Consider the following 21504-nt stretch of genomic DNA (forward strand, 5'->3'; position numbering starts at 1 on the left):
CGAGCACCGCGACGACATCCGGCGCCAGAACCCGCGCGTGGTCGATGCGCTTTCGGAACTGGACTCCGGGGGTATCGGTAGGATGCAACCAGCCGACGCCGCGACTGCCGCCCGCCGGCAGATGGAGGCGAGCTTCGACAATTCGGAGGGCGGTTTCGGCCACGCACCGAAGTTCCCGCACCCGGGCAACATTGAATTTCTGATGCGCTACTGGAACGAGCGCCGCGGCGACGAGGATCGTGACGAACGCGCTCTCGAGATGGCGACGTTTACACTGACCAAGATGGCGCAAGGGGGCATCTACGACCACCTCGGCGGCGGTTTCTGCCGCTATTCGGTCGACGATCTGTGGATGATCCCGCATTTCGAGAAGATGCTCTACGACAACGGGCAACTTTTGGCGCTATACGCCGAGGCATTCGCGGCCACTGGCGATCCCCTGTTTCGGCGCACCGCGGAGGAGACCGCGGCATTCACCATTAGGGAGATGCAATCCCCCGAAGGGGGGTATTACTCCAGTTTCGACGCCGACTCCGAGGGCGAGGAGGGCAAATACTACGTCTGGGACCGGGACCAAGTCCGGGAGATCGCCGGAGACCTTTACCCACTGTTCGCCCAACGCTTCGGCCTCGACCGGGCGCCTAACTTCGAGGGCCACTGGCACCTGCATGTTCACGCGGATCTTGCCCGCCTGTCAGGGGAGACTGGACAATCCGTCGAACAGGTCACAGCGGATCTGGACTCGGTACGTGCCACGATGCTCACCGAGCGGGAGCGGCGGGTCAGGCCCGGGCGCGATGACAAGATCCTGACGAGCTGGAACGCCCTGATGATCCGGGGTATGGCCATCGCAGCACGCCGCCTGGGAAACCCCGGCTTTGCCGACTCTGCGTGGCACGCGCTGGAGTTCGTCCGGACCACGCTCTGGCGAGACGGCAGGTTGCTCACCACCTGCAAGGACGGACGGGCGCATCTGAACGCCTATCTCGACGACCACGCCTTTCTAATCGACGCCTTGCTTGAGTCGCTGCAACTGCAGTGGCGCACCGAATATCTCGAATTCGCGATCGGCCTGGCGGAGGTCCTGCTGGAACACTTTGAGGACCGCGAGTCCGGCGGGTTCTTCTTCACCTCGGACGATCACGAATCCCTGCTGCAGCGACCCAAACCGCTGATGGACGAGTCGACGCCCGCGGGAAACGCGATCGCGGCCCTTGCCCTGAACCGTTTGGGGCTGCTCCTCGGCGAGACGCGGTATATCTCAGCCGCCGAACGATCCCTGGCATTCGCCGGTACCCGCATCGCCTCCGCCCCGCATGCGCACGCATGGATGCTGATCGCCGCGCATGAGCTCTCGACACCGCCTGGGATCGTCATCCTGCGCGGCAATCCCCGGGGAATGACTGCGTGGGAAACGAGCCTGGCGGAAATCTACATCCCGGACTGCCTGGTGCTTTCGATACCGGAAGGGGTCGCCGGCCTCCCGAGGTCCGTGGCGACCAAGTCGCCACGCGGTGAAATCGTCGCCTATCACTGCACCGGTACTACCTGTTCACCCCCGATCTCAACCCTGGCAGAACTGCTGGAACGGCTCGGGCCGGACCCGGGCAAGGCCAACACGTCACACCCCGTCTGACCGACAAAGGTTACGAGCCCGCCGACCGATATCGACACGGTATAACCTCGTCCATCGCCGGACAATCCGACGAAGGGTCGTATTTGTCGAAAATAGTAGTATCAATTATTATAATAATCATATAATATATTCTTATATTATTAATCATCGTCGTAGGGGCTACGGCCACGGCGTTCCCTACTATGGCTACCCTTACTACGGCGGCTACGACTATGCGCCTTACGCGGCTCCCTATGCGGCTCCGGTTGCCCCCGTCGCCCCCCAGGCTCCCGCCGAGGCGCAGTAAGTTCCGATCGCACCGCCTTCCCGGTCGTAACGACCGGACATTGGTTCAGGGACGATCTTTCCGGGGATTTTGTCACGGATAGATGAGTCAGGGACGAGGAAACGGGGCTGTTCGCAAGATCAGCCCCGTTTTTTCGGTCATAGAAACGGAATCGGACTGCGATGAGTGTTCAACCAGTGGGGCCTGGACCCCGACGAGGGTAATGGGTCGACCCCATCGTCTATCTCTATCAGGTCCATCCCTGACTCGGCCAGACCCAGGCCGCGTTCGCGTGGGACGCCGGGACCTGGAATCGCCTCTCACCAGCTTTCTTTTTCCGCGAAAATCGCCATCAACGGCGGCCGCTGAACCGATGACACTCCAGGCACGATACGGTTAGAATCAATCCGCGATCCGATCGCGGCCCGTAGTCTTTAGAGTGGCCTTTACCGCCACGAAGGCACAGGCAATCCCGATCGGTGATTCTGTCTCCCCACACTCCGCGGCACTCATGTCATCCGCCGGATTGTCGTCCCTATGGCCTGATCGACGGGTGAACCGACGCGTGCGTGGACACATCGAACGGATAACCGCATGCCCCATCGCAGCCACCGTCTCCGACTCTCGACTTTTACCCTGATCGCGACCCTATTGTCGGGCCTGCCCGGCCCCTCGCAGGCGGCGGGGAGCCATGCGATATCGCTGCACGGCGACCCGAAGTACGGGCCGGACTTCCAGCACTTCGACTACGCCGATCCCGAGGCGGTCAAGGGAGGTGACGTCAGGCTCCATTCCATCGGAACCTTCGATACCCTCAATCCCTACACGCTCAAGGGTGTCCCGGCCGCGGGTCTGAACGGCTTGTTCGATACCCTCACCGAGCATGCCGCCGACGAGGCGTTCACCGAATACGGCCTGCTGGCCGAGTCCATCGAACTTGCACCGGACAATTCCGCCGTTACGTTTGCGCTGCGGCCCGAGGCGCGATTTCACGACGGCAGCCCGGTTGCCGTCGAGGACGTCATCTTCACCTTCGAAACCCTGAAGACCCAGGGGCATCCCTTCTACCGCTCCTACTACGCGAATGTCGAACGGGCGGAGAAGACCGGGGATCGCAAGGTCACCTTCCGATTCAGTTCGAACGACAACCGCGAACTGCCCCTGATCGTCGGCCAGATGCCCGTGCTGTCCCGCGCCTACTGGAAAGACCGGGACTTTCAGAAGACCACCCTGGAGGCGCCGCTGGGCAGCGGACCCTATACGGTGGAGTCCGTCGACCCCGGACGTTCGATCACCTACCGAAGAAACCCGGACTACTGGGGCGCAGACCTGCCGGTCAACCGGGGCAGACACAATTTCGACCGGATTCGCTACGACTACTATCGCGACGGGACCGTCGCGCTGGAGGCCTTCAAGGCCGGGGAGTACGACTTCCGCCTGGAGAACGTGTCGAAAGACTGGGCGACGGGTTACGACGGTCCGGCGCTGCGCTCAGGCGTCATCGTCAAGGAGAACATTCCGAACCAGCAACCGACCGGCATGCAGGGCTTCGTCTTCAACACGCGGAACGAGCTGTTCGCGGACCCCCGCGTGCGCGAGGCACTGACCCTGGCCTTCGACTTCGAATGGACCAACGAGAACCTGTTCTACGGAGCATACGACCGGACGAAGAGCTACTTCTCGAATTCCGAGCTCGCCTCGCAGGGATCGCCAACGGAGGCGGAACTCCGGATCCTAGAGCCCTTTCGGGGCAAGATCCCGGACGCGGTCTTCGCGGGCAACCCGCAGCCCCCCGTTACCGACGGTTCCGGCAACGCGCGCGCCAACCTCCGCAAGGCCGCGAAACTGCTGAAGTCCGCCGGATGGGTCGTGAGGGACGGCAGGCTCGTCAATGGGTCCACCGGAAAGCCATTTGAGTTCGAACTCATGCTGGTCAGCCCCGCCTTCGAGCGCGTGTCGCTGCCCTACGGGCGCAACCTGAAGCGCCTGGGCATCGACATGCGGGTCCGCACCGTGGACAGCGCCCAGTACCAGAAGCGCCTGGACACCTTCGACTTCGACATGGTGGTGGCGACGTTCCCGCAATCGCTGTCGCCCGGCAACGAGCAGCGGGATTTCTGGACGTCGGAAAAGGCGACCGAGCCGGGCAGCCGCAACCTCGCCGGGGTCAGGGATCCCGTGGTGGACGAACTGGTCGAGGCGGTCATCAATGCACCGGACCGCCAGAGCCTGGTCGACCAAACGCGGGCGCTGGACCGAGTGCTTCTCGCCGGACACTACGTGGTTCCTCACTGGCACCTGCGCAGCTTCCGCGTGGCCTATCGGGACCGTTTCTCCCGCCCGGCCACCTCCCCTCCCTACGCGCTGGGATTCGATACCTGGTGGGTGGACCCCGAGAAGGACCGGGCGCTTGCCGGGAAGTCCGGTCGAACAAGACCCTGACCCGCGCATCGCATGACCGCCTATATCATCCGGCGCCTGTTGCTCATCGTCCCCACATTGCTGGGGATCATGGTGATCAACTTCGTCATCGTCCAGGCGGCCCCGGGGGGGCCGGTCGAGCGTATGATCGCCCAGCTCAAGGGCCACGGCGTGGAGGCCACGGCCCGGCTCGGCGGCGGGACCGGCAGCGAGACGGGGGGGGCGAGCGGAATGGCCGCATCCGCCACGGGATCGGAGACATACCGCGGTTCCAGGGGTCTGGATCCCGAACTGATCGCGGATATCGAGCGACTGTACGGCTTCGACAAGCCGGCGCACGAACGCCTGCTGACGATGATCGGCAACTACGCACGATTCGACTTCGGCGACAGCTTCTACAGCGACCGCTCGGTCATCGGTCTGGTGATCGAGAAGATGCCGGTGTCGATCTCCCTGGGCCTGTGGACGACCCTGCTGGTCTATCTGATCTCGATCCCGCTGGGCATTTCGAAGGCCGTACGCGACGGGTCGACCTACGATGTCTGGACCAGCACGTTGGTGATTATCGGCTACGCAATACCCGGGTTCCTTTTCGCGGTCCTGCTGATCGTGGTTTTCGCCGGTGGCAGCTACCTCGACTGGTTTCCCCTGCGCGGGCTCGTCTCGGAGAACTGGGAGGCGCTCAGCTGGCCACGCCGGATCCTGGACTACTTCTGGCACATCACGCTACCCGTCGCGGCCATGGTCATCGGGGGATTCGCGAGCCTGACCATGCTGACCAAGAACTCCTTTCTGGACGAGATCAACAAACAGTACGTCGTCACCGCCCGCGCCAAGGGCGGCACGGAACGACGCGTGCTGTTCGGTCACGTCTTCCGCAATGCCATGCTGATCGTCGTCGCCGGCTTTCCCGGCGCCTTCGTCGGCGTGCTGTTCACCAGTTCGCTGCTGATCGAAGTGATCTTCTCCCTGGACGGTCTGGGCCTGCTCGGTTTCAACTCCGCGATCAACCGCGATTATCCGGTGCTTTTCGGCACCTTGTATATATTCACGCTCCTGGGTCTGCTCCTGAATCTTCTAGGCGACCTCATGTACGTTGTCATCGATCCCAGGATCGACTTCGAGACGCGGGAAGTGTAGTGCCGCATCTCAGCCCATTGAACCAGCGAAGGCTGCATAATTTCCGCAGCAACCGTCGCGGCTACATCTCCCTCTGGCTGTTCGGTCTGCTGTTCGTCACGACGCTCTTCGCCGAGGTCGTCGCCAACGACAAGCCCCTGCTCGTCTCCTTCGACGGCGAACTCTATTTCCCCTTGATCCATGCCTATCCCGAAACCACCTTCGGCGGCGATTTCGAGACCGAGACCGACTACCGCGACCCCTATGTCAAAGACCTAATCGACGCGAAGGGCTGGATGCTCTGGCCACCAATCCGGTACAGCTACGATACCATCAATCTGAACCGCCCGTCGCTATCTCCCCCGAATGGAGAGAACCTGCTGGGGACCGACGATCAGGGCAGGGACGTCCTCGCCCGCGTAATCTACGGCTTTCGCATCTCGGTCCTGTTCGGGCTCGCGCTCACCCTGTTCAGCTCGGTGATCGGCGTGATCGCGGGCGCCGTACAGGGCTACTTCGGCGGCTGGACGGACCTGCTGTTCCAGCGCTTCATCGAGATCTGGTCCGGGCTCCCGACGCTGTTTCTCCTGATCATCCTGGCCAGCGTCGTGGAGCCCAACTTCTGGTGGCTCCTGGGTCTCATGCTGCTGTTTTCGTGGACCGCGCTGGTCGGCGTGGTGCGCGCGGAGTTCCTGCGGGCGAGAAACTTCGAATACGTCCTGGCGGCACGCGCACTCGGCGTCGGGCATCTCACCCTGATGCTGCGTCACCTGCTGCCGAACGCGATGGTGGCGACCCTGACCTTCCTGCCCTTCATCCTGAACGGTTCGATCACGACGCTGACCTCGCTGGACTTCCTGGGATTCGGACTGCCGCCTGGATCACCCTCCCTGGGCGAACTGCTCGCCCAGGGCAAGGCGAACCTGCAGGCGCCCTGGCTCGGCATTACAGCGTTCAGCGTGCTGGCCATGATGCTGAGTCTGTTGATTTTCATCGGCGAAGCGGTCCGCGACGCGTTCGACCCGCGCAAGACGCTCGCGGCGCAATGAGTCCCCAACCCTTGCTCGAGATCCGTGGCCTGGAGGTCACCTTCGGCTCCGGCAAGGACGCGGTCCGGGCAGTGCGCGGCGTCGATCTGGACATCGGCAGGGGAGAAATCGTCGCCCTGGTCGGCGAGAGTGGATCCGGCAAATCGGTGACGGCTCTGTCCGTACCGCGGCTGCTGCCTTGCCCGCCGGCCCACCACCCCGCCGGCGGCATTCGCTTCGACGGCGCGGCAATGCTCGAGGCCGACGACAAGACGATCCGCGAGATCCGGGGCGGGCGAATCGGGATGATCTTCCAGGAGCCGATGTCGTCTCTGAATCCCCTGCACACGATCGAGAAGCAGATCGGCGAGATGCTGTCGATCCACCGGGGGATCGCCGGCGCCGAGGCGAGGGACCGCATCGTCGCGCTGCTCGGCAAGGTCGGGATTCCCGATGCCGCGCACCGTCTGGGCGCTTATCCCCACCAGCTATCCGGCGGGCAGCGGCAGCGCGTCATGATCGCCATGGCGCTGGCCAACGATCCCGAACTGCTCATCGCCGACGAGCCGACCACCGCACTGGACGTCACCGTGCAGGCCCAGATCCTGGACCTGCTGAAGGACCTGCAGCGCGAGACCGGCATGGCCATGCTGTTCATCACCCACGACCTCGGGATCGTGCGCCGACTCGCCGAACGGGTCTACGTCATGCAATCCGGTGTCGTGGTCGAGGAGGGTACCGTCGGGGACGTCTTCGAACGGCCGGCGCACGCGTACACGCGGCAACTGCTGGACGCTGAACCTGGTGGCCATCCGGTAGAGGCCGCCCCGGATGCACAGGTGGCCATGGCGGCGAAGAACCTGCGGGTCTGGTTCCCCGTCAGGAAGGGCATTCTGCGACGCACGGTGGATCATATCAAGGCGGTGGATGAGATCACCCTGAATGTGCGGGAAGGACACACGGTGGGGGTCGTCGGCGAGAGCGGCTCAGGCAAGACCACGCTCGGCCTCGCATTGCTGCGGCTGTGTTCGAGTCGCGGCCGGATCCGGTTTCTGGGAACGGACATCCAGGGGATGAAGTTCGGCGCGCTGCGGCCGATGCGCCGGCAGATGCAGATCGTCTTCCAGGACCCCTATGGCAGTCTCAGCCCGAGGATGTCGATTGCCCAGATCATCGCCGAGGGGATCGATCTGCACGGACTGGCGTCTACCCGGCAATCCCGCGATGCACTGGTCTGCCAGGCTCTGGAGGAGGTGGGGCTTGACCCGGACAGCCGCCACCGTTACCCCCACGAGTTCTCGGGCGGCCAGCGCCAGCGTATTGCCATCGCGCGCGCGATGGTGTTGAAACCGCGGTTCGTGGTACTCGACGAGCCCACATCCGCGCTGGACGTTTCGGTGCAGGCCCAGATCGTGGACCTGCTGCGCGATCTGCAGCTCCGCCACCGGCTGGCCTATCTGTTCATCAGCCACGACTTGAGGGTGGTCAGGGCGCTGAGTGACGAGGTCGTGGTGATGAAGGACGGGCGCGTGGTGGAGCAGGGTCCCGCGGACCGGATCTTCGACCAACCCACTCGGGCATACACGCAAGCCCTCATGTCGGCGGCATTCGGCGCAAAGAACCCCGGCGATTTCTCGAGGGACCCTTGACCAAACTCGCACTACACTCAAGGCTGGCGATAACATATCGTAGCGTGTGGCTTCCGTTGTCGGCACACTTCAACGCCCAATAGCGGGACGGTCATGACAAGGACATCCGATTCACGCAGAAACCACTCTCCGCTGAAGCTACTGTTCGACTTCATCGTCGTAGGGACACTCGTCGGATTCGTCCTTTACGCCGTCAATGAATGGAGGGCGATAGAGCGCGACACGGAAGCGGAACTGCAGTTTCTTAACCGGTTGGTCACCCAGACAACCGATGAAATCTTCAATAACTACCAGACCGTTCTTCACATCCTGGGAGACCGGCTCGTCGAAACGGGCGCCGTCAGTCACCGTGAGCTCGCCAGGCCTCTGATAGACGGTCTGGTCGAGCTAAATCCCGCCCTGGCCGGATTCATACTGGCCAAGCCCGACGGCCAACTCGTGCTCGTCTCCGGCATCGACTGCGAGACCGTGCTTCCCAACCTGTTGCATGAACCAAAAACCTCGGCCAGTTTTCTCGAGACGCTGGAAACCGGACGCTTGACGGTCGGGCGCACCTACTTCCTGCCGCTGCTGGACAGCTGGGTCATGCCCATCCGGCTTGCGATCGGCGGGGACACGGATGCACCGGAGCTGGTCATAGCTGCGGAGGTCGACATCACTTCCCCCGCCACGATCTGGAACGACATCGCGCCCCCGGGAAAGATGGAGGTGCGTATCCTGCGCCCGGACGGGTACTGGCAGTTCGTCGAACCGCTGGCGGAAAACATGGAGGCCGCGACCTATGACAATCCGGTCGAGGCTTCCCGATTCGAGCGAATTACCGAACAGACCCGCCTTCAGGGAGATTCGCAGGGCGCGGCCTATACCATGGATGAGTGGTTTTGCGTCAGCACACACCTGAAGCGCTGGGGGCTTTATGTCACAGCGATACTCCCGCTGGCCGAGATCGCGGCAAGCTATCGCGCGCGAATGGCGATTCCGACGGCGTTTTTCCTCACCTTCCTGGTGGCCTCGATCGTGTTCTATCAGCTTTCCATGCGGCAGCAGCGCAGCTACGAGTCCCGACTGATCCGCCAGGCGCACCACGATCCCCTGACCGACCTGCCCAATCGGGCGCTGGCCATGGACCGACTGCGCGTGGCGATCGACGTGACCCGGCGCGAAAACCGCGTTGCGGCGGTCGCGTTTCTCGATCTCGACCACTTCAAGCGTATCAACGACAGTCTCGGTCACTTGACCGGGGATGCGTTGCTGACGCAGTGCGCCTCGCGCCTGAAGTCGGTACTGCGCGCCGGGGACACGGTCGCGAGACTCGGCGGCGACGAGTTTCTGATCGTCCTGTCACGAATCCGCAATGCGGCGAGTGCAGAGAATGTCGCACACAAGATCCACGCGGTGTTTCAGGAACCGTTCGTGTTCGGCAAGGGTGAAGTGAAGGTGACCTGCAGTATTGGCATAGCGCTCTACCCCATGGACGGCGAAGCGCCGGGCGGGCTACTAAAGGCGGCCGATATTGCGCTCTACGACGCAAAAGACGCCGGCCGCAACACCCACAGTTTCTACTCCAGCGAGATGAACCTCGCGGTTCACAGACGCATGGAGTTGGAATCCGCACTGCGACATGCCATCGCAAACGGGGAGCTGAGGCTGGTCTTTCAACCCCAGGTGCTCCTGAACAGCGGTGAGTGGACCGGCTGTGAGGCGCTGGTTCGCTGGCACAACCCCCGTCTCGGGGACGTCTCCCCCGCCGAGTTCATCAACGTCGCCGAGGAAACCGGGCAAATCGAGGAGATCGGTGGATTCGTGATCGATCAGGCATGCGCGGCGCTCGCGGAGATTCGGGCGACGGGATTCGAGGAGTTCTCAATGGCGGTCAACATCTCCGCGGTACAACTGAGACTGACCGATCTGCCGTCGCAGATTCACCGGTGTCTGACGCACAATGACCTGCCCTCAAACCTGCTCGAGATCGAGATCACCGAGAAAACAATGGTCGAGAGCGCGATCCAGCTCGATTCCCTGCACGCGCTCAGGCTGCCGATCGCGGTGGACGACTTCGGCACCGGGTTCAGTTCGCTTAGCTATCTGCAACGTTTCCCGGTCTCGACGCTGAAGATCGATCGCTCCTTCGTGAGAAACATCGAGTCCGATCCCCAGGAGGCGGTCCTCGCCCGGGCGATCGTCCTGCTGGGACAGGCTATGAATCTCGATGTCGTGGCCGAAGGGATCGAGACGCCGGGTCAGATTGCCCGATTGAAGGAGATGAACTGCCGCCGCGGTCAGGGGTTCCACTACTCGCACCCGCTGGCCCTGGGGGAACTTCTCGCCCGGCTACGGCAACGCAGGCAGGATTCCCGGCGGGCGAACTGAGGCGCGTGCATGAAAATCATCGAGGTGATTGCGGACAAGGGTCACGAGGCGACCATCAACGGGATCGCCGAACAATACGCCATCAACGACATCTGGTGGGGACCCGATATCGAGGGCCATCACCGGTCCGTGCGGCTGCTGGTCGGTCCCGACAAGCGTCAGAAGGTCATGAACGCCCTGCAGTCCGTACTGCAGAGCGCGGACTACTACCGGATCGTCATCATCCCGGTAGAGTCGACCCTGCCCCAGCGAGAGACCGGCGCCGCGATCCAGGACCTGCCGGAACCGCCGCGAGTCAGCACCATCAGCCGCGAGGAACTCTACTACGATATCTCCCGCGGGTCGATGCTCGACAGCAGCTACCTGCTGCTCGTTGTCCTGTCGACCATCGTCGCGGCGGTCGGACTGAGCGAAGACAACGTCGCCGTTGTCATCGGCGCGATGGTCATCGCCCCGCTGCTGGGGCCGAACCTGGCGCTGGCGCTGGGGACAACGCTTGGCGACACAGAATTGATCCGCCGCTCGCTGACCACGAGCCTGACTGGCATGGGCCTTGCCCTGGCGCTCTCCTTCGGCACCGGCCTGTTCTGGACCGTGGAGCCCGTCAGCAGGGAATTGATACTGAGGACCGAGGTCGGGCTTGCCAGCATGGTGCTGGCCCTGGCCTCCGGCGCGGCCGGGGTTCTGTCGCTGACCAGCGGCACCCGGAGCGCCCTGGTCGGCGTGATGGTGGCCGTTGCCCTGCTGCCGCCTACGGTGGCGATCGGCTTGATGCTCGCCATCGGCCGCTGGGGTGACGCGGTCAATGCGGCGTTGCTGCTCTCGGTGAACGTGGTATGCGTCAACCTGTCTGCCAACCTGGTGCTGATGTGGCGCGGCGTGCGGCCGCGCACCTGGGCGGAGACGCGCAGGGCAAGGTTCTCCCTGTTCGTCTCGATGCTGATCTGGCTCGCCGCCTTCATGGCCCTCGCCATATTTATCCTGTCTCCAAAGACCTGACCGCGCCCGGGATGGGAACTTTCGTCCGCCTGCGGTCTCTCATCACGAATCGGCCAGGCGCTTCGCAATCCCGTTCCCGGACTCGGCGTCCCCGACACGATATAATCTCAACGGGACGATCTGGAAACACGATCGGCGATTACCCGGTTACCGGACAGCTTGAATGAGAATACTGACCCTGACCCTGCTGATACTGGCTCTCGGTGCTTCGGGGTGCAGCGAGAATGATGCTGGATTGGGTAATCCGCTGGAGGACGGTCTGTTCGGCGGCAATATCTTCGATATGGGGCTGTTCGGCAGCGGAGGGATCATCGATAACAGCGTCCCTAAGGTCCTGATTGACGAGAGCAACACGACCCAGACCGTTACCCGCGGCGACCAATACGACCTGACGGTGTCCGGTTCGGAGAACGGAATCACCATTGCCGCGAACAACGAGATCCGCAACATGCTGGTTTCGGGTGACCGCAACAGGATCGATTTCAGAAGCGGAACAACGGTTGAGAATCTCGATATCTCGGGAAGAAACAACACGATCACCGTGCCCGACGGATCCGGCATCGCGGTCGACAACGACAGCGGCTCGGACAACAGCTTCAATGTGATCTGACCCGGATCAGACCGCGTCGCATTACGCAGGGGCGTGAGGCATGATGCCCCTGCGGGACTCCGCCAGACAGAAGTCGACGATCTCGCGTGCCTCCAGGCACAGTTCCTCGCGTGCCAGTTCCCGTGCGGCCTCACGGATATTTCGCCCGGACAGATAGATCGCCCTGTAGACACGCTTGACCTCGGCCCGGGACCCGGCGTCGATCCCGGCGCGGCGCATACCGATGACATTCAGCCCGCGCACCGTGTTGCGCCCCTCGACCAGCATGAACGGCGGCACGTCCATGCCAACGCCCGACCCCGCGCCGAGGATCGCGAGACGACCGATCCTGACGAACTGATGTACGCCCACGGGCGAGGAGATGTTGACGCGATCTCCGATGACGCAGTGGCCGGAGACAAAAGCGCCGTTGGTCAGGATGCACCCACTGCCGACGGCGCAGTCGTGGGCGACGTGCCCACCGGACATGATAAAATTTTCGTCGCCCAGTACCGTTGGGGCCCCGGCCGTGATCGAGCGGTGTATGGTAGAGAATTCGCGGATCACGTTCCGCTCGCCGATCACGACACCCGTATCCAGGGGAAACTCGCCGATGCTCTGAGGGGCGGTACCGATACAGGCGTGCGGACCGATGGTGTTTTCCGCCCCGATCTCCGTGTTCCCGGTCAGATAGCAGTGCGCCATAAGCTCGTTACGCGGGCCGACGCGAACCGGGCCATCGACGATGCAATAGGGCCCAATCACTGCCGCGGCATCGATTTTCGCCCGGCTGTCGACAATCGCGGTGGGGTGGATCATGGACGCACACCTGACGGCTTTGCAAATGGGCAAACGACTGTAATTCAGAGTCGCCACCCCCTTCAACTGTCTTTCGATCCGCGACGGGCGCCGTCGCGGCCCGGCGCGAAACCCGAATTGCGGAGGGTTGAATCCAGACGCCCGTTCGGGGAATGTATGACTGGCGTACTGAAACGTAAAATAAGGATCGCAGATGAGTCGATGGGTTGAAGGGGAAGTGGTCGGGAACCGACACTGGAGCGAGACCCTGTATTCGCTCCAGGTGAGCGCGGACATCGCCGGGTTTACCGCAGGGCAGTTCGGGCGTCTGGCGCTGGACATCGAAGGACAGCGCGTGGGCCGGCCCTACTCGTTCGTCAATGCCCCTGACGAACGTCCCCTGGAGTTCTACTCGATCATCGTCAGGGACGGGCCCCTGTCGCCGCAACTCTACAACCTGGAAGCCGGAGACCGAATCTGGGTCTCGCCGAAGGGCGCCGGGTTCTTTACCCTGTCCGATGTCCCCGATGACCCGCGCTGGATGTGGATGCTGTCGACCGGAACCGCGCTGGGACCCTTTCTGTCGATTCTGAAGACGCAAGAACCCTGGGAAAGATTTGACGGGATCGTACTGGTCCACGCGGTCCGCACCGAATCCGAACTCACCTACCGCGATACCATTCAGTCCTTCACCGATGCGTTCCCCGATCGCTTCGCCTACGTCCCCTTTGTCAGTCGCGAAGCTTCCGACGTCGCCCTGCCGGGCCGCGTACCGGCGGCCATCGTCGACGGGCGCCTCGACAGCGCCGGCGGGATGCCGCTCACACCCAAGGAGTCGCATGTCATGATCTGCGGTAACCCGGGTATGGTGAAAGACACAAGCGCGGTACTCGAGGAACGCGGATTCACGCGGAACAAGCGCCGGGAACCCGGTCAGATCACCACCGAGCAGTACTGGTCCTGACCCCTCTCCCAGGGAGAACCCACCTTACGCATATTTTTCTGTTTAGTTTCAATGAGTTGTTCGCACGCATCCGCACTTGGTATCCGATCGCGGATTTCCGGGCTATCATCAGACAGTAGAGGAACCGCTGGTGCGATGCGATCAGGACGATTGCCGTGCGCGGCACAGCAGAACCGGGTCCAGAGCCGTCAGACCATTCAGTGGCACCTGGAAAGCGTTTCAGTCATCTGAGTAGGAGGAACGTCGTCATGGCGATGGCAACTACGCTGCGTGATTACCTGGACAGAGAAGAGGTTTCGTACGACCTGGTGGATCACCCTTACACGCGCACCGCCGGTGACTCGGCTCGGGCAGCCCACATCCCAGGCGACCAGGTCGCCAAATCGGTGCTGCTGGAAGACGAGGACGGGTACGTGATGGCCATCATCCCCGCCACCCACCGGGTGGAGATCGGAAAACTTCACAAACAACTCAACCGCAATCTCGGACTGGCCACGGAGCGCGAACTCGACCTGCTGTTCGACGACTGCGAGTGCGGCGCGATCCCCGCGGTCGGCCAGGCCTACGGGGTCGACGTCGTCGTCGACGATTCCATCGAAGAGAATCGCGACGTCTACTTCGAGGGCGGAGATCACGTCGGACTCGTCCACGTCAGTGGCAGGGATTTCGGGCGCCTGATGTCGGGCGTCCCTCATGGTCACTTCAGTCGTCATATCTGAACATCCGCACACGCTAGACCATCGCCCCGGAGATCCCCTTGCCACGCCGTACGCGCCGTGAGGCGGTATCTACCGGGACCAGGCGCCTGGGAATGGCGCGCATTGCGGCGGGATCATGACGCGGGCGCCGGCACGGCGCATCAGGGAAGAGCGCCTTGCGCGCCTCGACAAGATGCTGGCCGAGCGTCTCCCCCCGAACCTCAAGGAGCCGGTCAGGCATTTCGCGTCGCGCTACTACCGGCGCGTCTCGGAACAAGACCTGGCCGCCATCTCCCCCGAAGACCTCTATGGCAGCCTCCTGGCCCATTGGCGACTCGCCTGGCGACGTGAGGCGGGTATTGCCGGCATCCGCGTCTACAACCCGGTCCACGAGGAGAACGGCTGGCAATCTCCACATACGGTGATCGAGATTGTCACCGACGACATACCGTTCCTGGTCGATTCGCTCAGCATCGTGCTGATCCGGCACGACCTTTCCATCCATCTCGTGATTCACCCCGTCGTCCATATCCGGCGCGACCGCCATCACCGCATCGTTGATATTCCCGAGGAGGGGGTCACCGGTGGTGATGTCGTCCCCGAGGCGCTGATACGATTCGAGGTCGATCAGATCACCGAACAGGCGATGATCGCCAGACTGCGCCGCGAACTCGGCGCCGTCCTCAATGACGTCACGGCGGTCGTCGAGGACTGGTCCGCCATGCGCGAAAGGATGCAGGCCGCCATCTCGGAGATCGAGTCGCGAGCGACCGCGCTGCCGGTCTCCCGCGAGGAACTGCGCGAAGACCTGGCGTTCCTTCGATGGATCGACGATCACCACTTCACCTACATCGGTTTCCGCTGCTTTGACCTGGTACGCGAGAAGGGCAAGGCCTCCTTGCGGCAGGTACCGGAGTCCGGGCTCGGCGTCTTCCGGGGCAGGCAACCGGGGCAAGCCCGTACGCTGCCGAAACGACTGCGGGAGAAGGCCCAGGCCCCCACCCCGCTGATCCTCATCAAGTCGATCAAACGCTCCACCGTCCATCGTCCGGCGCATCTGGACTACCTGGGAATCAAACGCTTCGACGACCATGGCCGGGTGATCGGCGAGTGGCGTTTTCACGGCCTGTATTCCTCGGCAGCCTACGACACCCACCCCGGCGAAATACCGCTGCTGCGCCGCAAGGTGGCGCGCGTCATCGAACGCGCGGCGTTGTCTGCACAGAGTCACGCGGGCAAGGCGCTCGAGCACATCCTGCACACCCTGCCACGCGACGAGATGTTCCAGGCCACCGAGGACGAGATGCTCTCGATCGCGTTGGGGATCCTCAGCATCGAGGAACGCCAGCAGCTCAGGGTGTTCGCCCGGCGCGACGCCTACGGGCGGTTCGTCAGCGTACTGGTGTACGCACCGAGAGAGCGTTACAACACCGAGCTGCGTCTGCAGATGCAGCAGATCCTCATGGACGCCCTGCAGGGACTGAGTTCGGAGTTCAACGTGCAGTTCAGCGATTCGGTCCTGGCTCGTGTCTACTTCATCATCCGCACGGACCCGGACCATACCCCGGATTTCGATCCGCACGAGATCGAGTCTTTGATGGTCGAGTCCATGCTCTCATGGGGTGACCGGCTGAGGATCGAGCTTCAGGCCATCCATGGAGAGGCGGGGGGCAACCTGCTGTATCACTTCTGGGGCAAGGCCTTTCCGGCCGCCTACCGCGACGACTACACCCCCCGGACCGCCGCGGCGGACATCCGTCATCTCGAGGATACCCGCGACGGCGGGCGACTGGCCATGCATCTCTACCGCCCCCCGGAGGGCGGGGACTCCCTGCTGCGTTTTAAGGTCTTCGGCCGGCACAGGCCGCTGGCGCTGTCCGACGCGCTGCCGATCCTCGAGCGAATGGGTCTGAGGGTCCTGGGCGCGCGTCCCTACGAACTCTCTGCATCGGACGGGATCGGCTACTGGATCATCAACTTCGACATGTCACCGGCCCGTGGCATCGATGTCGATGTGCTGACGGTTAAGGACGACTTCCAGGAAACCTTTGCCGGTGTCAGCCGGGGGGAACTGGAGAACGACGCCTTCAATGCGTTGACACTCACCGCGCGCCTGCATCCCCGCGACATCATCCTGCTGAGGGCGCTATGCAAATACCTGCTCCAGACCCGCGTACCTTTCAGCCAGGTCTACATGGAACAGGCACTCAACGGCAATCCGTCGGTCGCGCGCGAACTCGTGGGGCTGTTCCGGCGCCGCTTCGATCCAACCCGCGCAGATGACGAAACGGCCCCCGAAACGCTGTGGGCCCACATCGAGTCGGAGATCGACGCCGTCACGAGTCTCGACGAGGACCGCATCCTGCGCTGCTTCCTGGACGTGGTGCTGGCCATTGTCCGCACCAACGCGTTCCAGAACGACGACAGGGGAAACCGGAAACCGTGGCTGTCGTTCAAGGTCGATGCGATGCGGTTGTCGCTGCTGCCCCTGCCCTTGCCGAGGTACGAGATATTCGTCTATTCGCCGCGATTCGAGGGCATCCACCTGCGAGGTGGCAGGGTGGCCCGCGGCGGACTTCGCTGGTCCGACCGGCGCGAGGACTTTCGCACCGAGGTCCTCGGCCTGATGAAGGCACAGATGGTCAAGAATGCGGTGATCGTACCGGTCGGGGCGAAGGGGGGATTCGTCCCCAAGCAGCTTCCTGTCGGCGGCACCCGCGAGGCGATCCAGGAGGAGGTCGAGGCCTGTTACCGGACCTTCATCCGGGGCCTGCTGGACCTCACCGATAACCTCGATACGAAAAAGGTCCTTCCGCCGCCGGGTGTGGTCCGCCACGACGACGATGACCCGTATCTGGTCGTCGCCGCCGATAAGGGGACGGCGACGTTTTCCGATATCGCCAACGAGATCGCCGCCGAATACGGCTTCTGGCTCGGCGATGCCTTCGCCTCCGGGGGTGCGAACGGCTATGACCACAAGAAGATGGGCATTACCGCGCGTGGCGCCTGGGAATCGGTCAAGCGCCATTTCCGCGAGCTGGGAACGGATATCCAGAGGACCCCCTTCACCGTTGCCGGCATCGGTGACATGTCTGGTGACGTCTTCGGTAACGGCATGCTGCTTTCGGGGCAGATCAGACTGGTGGCGGCATTCGACCATCGCCACGTGTTTATCGACCCGGAGCCGGATCCGGTGCGCTCATTCGAGGAGCGTTCACGGTTATTCCATTTACCGCGCTCGGCATGGTCGGACTACGACCCGGCGCCGATCTCACCCGGCGGGGGGGTATGGTCGCGCAGCGCGAAGTCCATCAGGCTGTCCGAACAGGCCCGGGCGGCGCTCGGTGTCGACGCCGAACGTCTCACACCGAACGAACTCATCACGGCGATCCTGAAGTCCCCGGTCGACCTCTTGTGGAATGGCGGGATCGGTACCTGGGTCAAGGCGAGCGGCGAGACCCATGCCGAGGTCGGAGACCGCGCCAACGACGCCGTTCGCGTCGACGCCGGCGATCTGCGCTGCCGGGTCGTCGGCGAGGGCGGCAATCTCGGCCTGACCCAGCGCGCCCGCATCGAGTTCGATGCAGGCGGGGGAAAGATCAATACCGACGCCATCGACAACTCGGGCGGGGTGGATTGTTCGGACCGGGAGGTCAACATCAAGATCCTGCTAAACAAGGTGGTATCGGAGGGAGATCTGACCTGGAAGCAGCGCAACGACCTGCTGGTATCCATGACAGAGGATGTCGCCCGCCTCGTTCTCAGGGACAACTATCTGCAGACCCAGGCGATCAGTATCGCAGCGAATGCCGCAGGCTACTTCCTGAGCGACCACATGCGGCTGATTCATGTCCTGGAGAAGGAGGAACGTATCGATCGAAGACTCGAGACGCTGCCGGGTGACGATGAACTCACCGAACGGCAGGCCGAAGGCCGCGGCCTCACACGCCCGGAGATCGCCACGCTGCTCGCGCACAGCAAGATCCGTCAGTACGACGAGTTGCTGGCATCCGCCGTCAGCGAAGACCCCTGCCTGTCCATGGAGCTACAAAACTACTTCCCCCCCGTGCTGCAGACACGTTTCACCAAAGAGATCGAACGTCATCCGCTGCGACGCGAGATCATCGCGACCTCCCTGACCAACGACATGCTCAATCACATGGGCAGCACCTTCGGGATCCGCCTGCAGGAGGAAACCGGGGGTGGGGCGGAAGACATCGCACGCGCTTACCGGGCGGGTCGGGAGATCTTCGGGCTGGATGAGATCTGGCGCGCCATCGAGGCGCTGGACGACCGGCCGGCCGCGGTGACGCAGATGGACATGATCGCGGACGCGCGGCGCCTGCTCGATCGCGCCACGCGGTGGTTGCTGCTGAATCGCGCACAGCCACTGGACGTCACCAAGGCAATCGGGCAGTTTTCTCAGGACATCAGCGAAGTCGCCGGAGCCCTGCAGGGGCTCCTGCGCGGCGAAGCGCAGGAGCGGTTGGAGGCGCGCGCGGCCGCCCTGGCGCAAGCCGGCGTCCCGGAGCCGCTGTCCCGGCGAGTCGCCGGCCTGGGCGCCCTATTCTCCGCGCTCGACATCTCCGAGGCGACCCGGGCCACCGGAGCGAGTCTGGTGTTTACGGCGGAGATCTGGTACGAACTCGCCCGGGTCCTGGACATCGACTGGCTCAACGAACGTGCGCGGGATCTGTCCCGATCGAACCACTGGAACCGGAGCGCACGCGCCCTGCTTCGCGATGAGATCGCCGTGGAACACCGCGCCATGACCGCCATGCTGGTCCATCGCGCCGGGAGTCGAACCGACGCTGCACCCGAGGTCGAGGCATGGCTGAACGACAAGGCCAACGCCGTGTCACGCTATCGCTCGGTACTCGCGGAACTGCGCGGGGCTACCTCGGTGGACATGGCGATGATCTCCGTGGCGCTGCGGCAATTGCGCACGCTGGCCCGTCACGAATCCCCGTCCGTCGACGAAAAGGTGGCTCCGCCAGGATAATTCCGGATCGGGTTACTTGAATCCGATTCCCCGTTCCGCTAGGCAGCGGAATCCGGTCCCTGACCACAGGAGAGATTGCCCGGCACCGCCTCGTCGATAAGACGCGGCTTGGGAAGGTCCATCGCGTTCATGGTGGCGATGTATTCCTCGCGGGTCCTCCCCCCACCCAGGCGCGGGTTGCTGGCCTTCTCCTCGCCAATGGTGGAAGCGGTCTGTCCGCTGTAGTCGTGTCCCGGATAGACCACTGTGTCCTCCGGCAGGGTGAACAGCTTGCCCGTGATCGAATCCCAGGCCGCCCCAGGGTCTCCGGACTGGAAATCGGTCCGCCCGCTCCCCCGGATCAGGAGCGTGTCCCCCGTGAACACCGCGCCCGGTATGCTGAAGCTGACATCGGTGTCGGTATGTCCAGGGGTAAAGAGCACGACGATAGGGCGACCACCCAGACGGATCACATCCCCGTCATCCAGCAGTACGTCGGCACAACGGCTGGCGCTGTTGCGATGCACGGCCACCTTGGCGCCGAAGCGCTTGCGCAACTTCCCGGAACCGGTCACGTGGTCTGCGTGGATATGGGTCTCCAGCAGGTACCGCAGGTTCAGCCCGAGCTCGTTGACGATCCGTGCGTCGCGCTCGACCTGTTCCCGAACGGAATCGATGAGCGCCGCCTCGTGGGTCTCGGGGTCCCATAAAAGGTAGGTGTAGGTACTGGATTTCGTATCGAAAAGTTGTCTGATATTCATATTCTCGCCTTTTCACTTGATTCAACAACGGTGCAGGTTGTGCATGCTGCCCAGGTCGTGAACCCTGGCGAATCCCGCCTCCTGGAGCAGTCTGCGCGCAGCGTCACTTCGCTGGCCTGTGCCGCAGTAGAGGACAATCGGGGAGGCCTTGTCGAGCAGGCCGTGCGCACCAGTCAGGTTCTCAAGCGGCAGATTCAGTGCCCCGTCCAGGGCACCACTGTAGTACTCCTCCGGGGTCCGCACGTCGACCAGCCGGGCACCTTCGGCAAGCAGCCTACGTGCCTCTTCGCAGCGCAGGGTTTGATCCATCATCATCGATACTCCTCAAAGGTAATTCACGGCTTTTAAACTAGACCTTGTCTAGATAAAACTTAGTATATTAGTTTTACCTAATATTCTCAAGCAGTCATGTCACACCGCATCGGAGGCGCTTCACGGCGTCACAATTCTTCACGGAACTGTTGCTTTGGCGTCATATTGGGCGTGCACCCTGACCAAGGTTCGAGCTACCGACGGGTGTGTGTCATGAACCCTGTCTACCCGATGCGGCCACTGCGGTACCGCACGATCTGGATCTCGGACGCGCACCTCGGCAGCAGGGGCTGCGAGGCGGCGTACCTCCTGGACTTCCTGCGTTCTACCGAGTGCGAGCGTCTCTACCTCGGCGGCGACACTATCGACCTTCGGGACATGTCGCGAAGCCGTCTGTACTGGCCGCAGGACCACAACAACGTGGTCCGAACGATCCAGCACGCATAGGGTCAGGTCTCGCATTATAGCATTCGGCCGCGAATCACCCGTCCCATCGTCGCCGGGTGAAGACCGAAACGATCGGCAATCTCGCGGTAGCGGTGCCAATCGCATAGGCCGCAACAATGGCGGCATTGCGCTCGGGGTGTTCGGCGACTATCGCCTCCAGCGGTGGCGCAGACCTTCTGCGCTGTGACCTTGGGATATTCAGCTGATCGGTCTGCACCGGGACCTTACGAGTTCTGGCCGAAATCGAAGGGACACGACACACACGTCATGAGGGCCAGATTCACGCCGCCTCATCGAGTGCTTCGGTAATCGGCGAACCCGGGTAGTTCCGCTGCTGTTCCTGGCGGAAGTGAAATTCCATGTAGTCTGTCAGATCGCCGCTGACCTTCAACGAGCGCAGCTTGAGAATGGCTTCGGCTCGCGCGAGACCCCAGCGCGCCCCGGTGATATCCATCCGGTCCTTCACC

The 21504-nt window shown here is 62.9% G+C and carries 16 protein-coding genes and 1 pseudogene; 13 read left to right on the forward strand and 4 right to left on the reverse strand.

The annotated features are described in order from the left end of the window. The 9 genes and pseudogenes from LJE91_17905 to LJE91_17945 all read left to right on the forward strand — a co-directional run. Positions 1–1636 (forward strand): thioredoxin domain-containing protein (locus LJE91_17905; protein ID MCG6870533.1); only part of this gene is annotated, 1636 nt, incomplete at its 5' end. Between the two features lie 154 nt (positions 1637–1790). Continuing rightward, positions 1791–1922: pseudogene (locus tag LJE91_17910) on the forward strand (sulfur globule protein CV1). Between the two features lie 573 nt (positions 1923–2495). Next, on the forward strand, positions 2496–4343 hold the full coding sequence (locus LJE91_17915; GenBank protein MCG6870534.1) for an extracellular solute-binding protein: 1848 nt from the start codon (positions 2496–2498) through the stop codon (positions 4341–4343). A 12-nt stretch (positions 4344–4355) separates the two neighbouring features. Further along, positions 4356–5462, forward strand: a complete 1107-nt coding sequence (locus tag LJE91_17920) for a microcin C ABC transporter permease YejB (GenBank protein MCG6870535.1) — start codon at positions 4356–4358, stop codon at positions 5460–5462. Beyond that, positions 5462–6490 (forward strand): ABC transporter permease, encoded by a 1029-nt coding sequence (locus LJE91_17925; GenBank protein MCG6870536.1) that lies wholly within the window; start codon positions 5462–5464, stop codon positions 6488–6490. Before LJE91_17920 ends, LJE91_17925 begins: the two co-directional genes overlap by 1 nt. Then, positions 6487–8118 carry an ABC transporter ATP-binding protein gene (locus tag LJE91_17930; GenBank protein ID MCG6870537.1) on the forward strand — a complete coding sequence of 544 codons (1632 nt, stop codon included), beginning with the start codon at positions 6487–6489 and terminating at the stop codon, positions 8116–8118. Before LJE91_17925 ends, LJE91_17930 begins: the two co-directional genes overlap by 4 nt. A 93-nt stretch (positions 8119–8211) precedes the next feature. Beyond that, positions 8212–10488: an EAL domain-containing protein gene (locus LJE91_17935; protein ID MCG6870538.1), complete on the forward strand. Its 2277-nt coding sequence runs from the start codon at positions 8212–8214 to the stop codon at positions 10486–10488. A 9-nt stretch (positions 10489–10497) separates the two neighbouring features. Next, positions 10498–11487, forward strand: a complete 990-nt coding sequence (locus LJE91_17940; protein MCG6870539.1) for a TIGR00341 family protein — start codon at positions 10498–10500, stop codon at positions 11485–11487. A gap of 163 nt (positions 11488–11650) precedes the next feature. After that, a complete protein-coding gene (locus LJE91_17945) occupies positions 11651–12097 on the forward strand; it encodes a hypothetical protein (protein ID MCG6870540.1) in 447 nt (148 codons plus the stop codon). 21 nt (positions 12098–12118) lie between these two features. On the opposite strand, the gene lpxA is transcribed toward LJE91_17945, so the two are convergent. Continuing rightward, positions 12119–13171, reverse strand: coding sequence for an acyl-ACP--UDP-N-acetylglucosamine O-acyltransferase (lpxA, locus tag LJE91_17950; protein ID MCG6870541.1), 1053 nt, complete (start codon positions 13169–13171; stop codon positions 12119–12121). Here lpxA and LJE91_17955 point away from each other — a divergent pair. The 3 genes from LJE91_17955 (at position 13089) to LJE91_17965 (ending at position 19538) form a co-directional block, all read left to right on the forward strand. Continuing rightward, positions 13089–13838, forward strand: coding sequence for a ferredoxin--NADP reductase (locus tag LJE91_17955; protein MCG6870542.1), 750 nt, complete (start codon positions 13089–13091; stop codon positions 13836–13838). The genes lpxA and LJE91_17955 overlap by 83 nt on opposite strands. Before the next feature lie 248 nt (positions 13839–14086). Then, a complete protein-coding gene (locus LJE91_17960; protein ID MCG6870543.1) occupies positions 14087–14557 on the forward strand; it encodes a YbaK/EbsC family protein in 471 nt (156 codons plus the stop codon). A 115-nt stretch (positions 14558–14672) separates the two neighbouring features. Then, positions 14673–19538, forward strand: coding sequence for an NAD-glutamate dehydrogenase (locus tag LJE91_17965; protein ID MCG6870544.1), 4866 nt, complete (start codon positions 14673–14675; stop codon positions 19536–19538). Between the two features lie 38 nt (positions 19539–19576). Here LJE91_17965 and LJE91_17970 read toward each other — a convergent pair whose 3' ends face one another. Together LJE91_17970 and LJE91_17975 are read right to left on the reverse strand one after the other, a co-directional pair. Further along, positions 19577–20278, reverse strand: a complete 702-nt coding sequence (locus tag LJE91_17970) for an MBL fold metallo-hydrolase (protein ID MCG6870545.1) — start codon at positions 20276–20278, stop codon at positions 19577–19579. 21 nt (positions 20279–20299) lie between these two features. Further along, positions 20300–20593, reverse strand: coding sequence for a rhodanese-like domain-containing protein (locus tag LJE91_17975; protein ID MCG6870546.1), 294 nt, complete (start codon positions 20591–20593; stop codon positions 20300–20302). A 210-nt stretch (positions 20594–20803) separates the two neighbouring features. On the opposite strand from LJE91_17975, the gene LJE91_17980 reads away from it, so the two are divergent. Beyond that, positions 20804–21037, forward strand: coding sequence for a hypothetical protein (locus tag LJE91_17980; protein MCG6870547.1), 234 nt, complete (start codon positions 20804–20806; stop codon positions 21035–21037). Between the two features lie 280 nt (positions 21038–21317). Here LJE91_17980 and LJE91_17985 read toward each other — a convergent pair. Next, the coding region (locus LJE91_17985) for an ISKra4 family transposase (GenBank protein MCG6870548.1) at positions 21318–21504 on the reverse strand (187 nt) is incomplete at its 5' end.

The organism is Gammaproteobacteria bacterium, assembly GCA_022340215.1.
GTDB lineage: Bacteria > Pseudomonadota > Gammaproteobacteria > JAJDOJ01 > JAJDOJ01 > JAJDOJ01.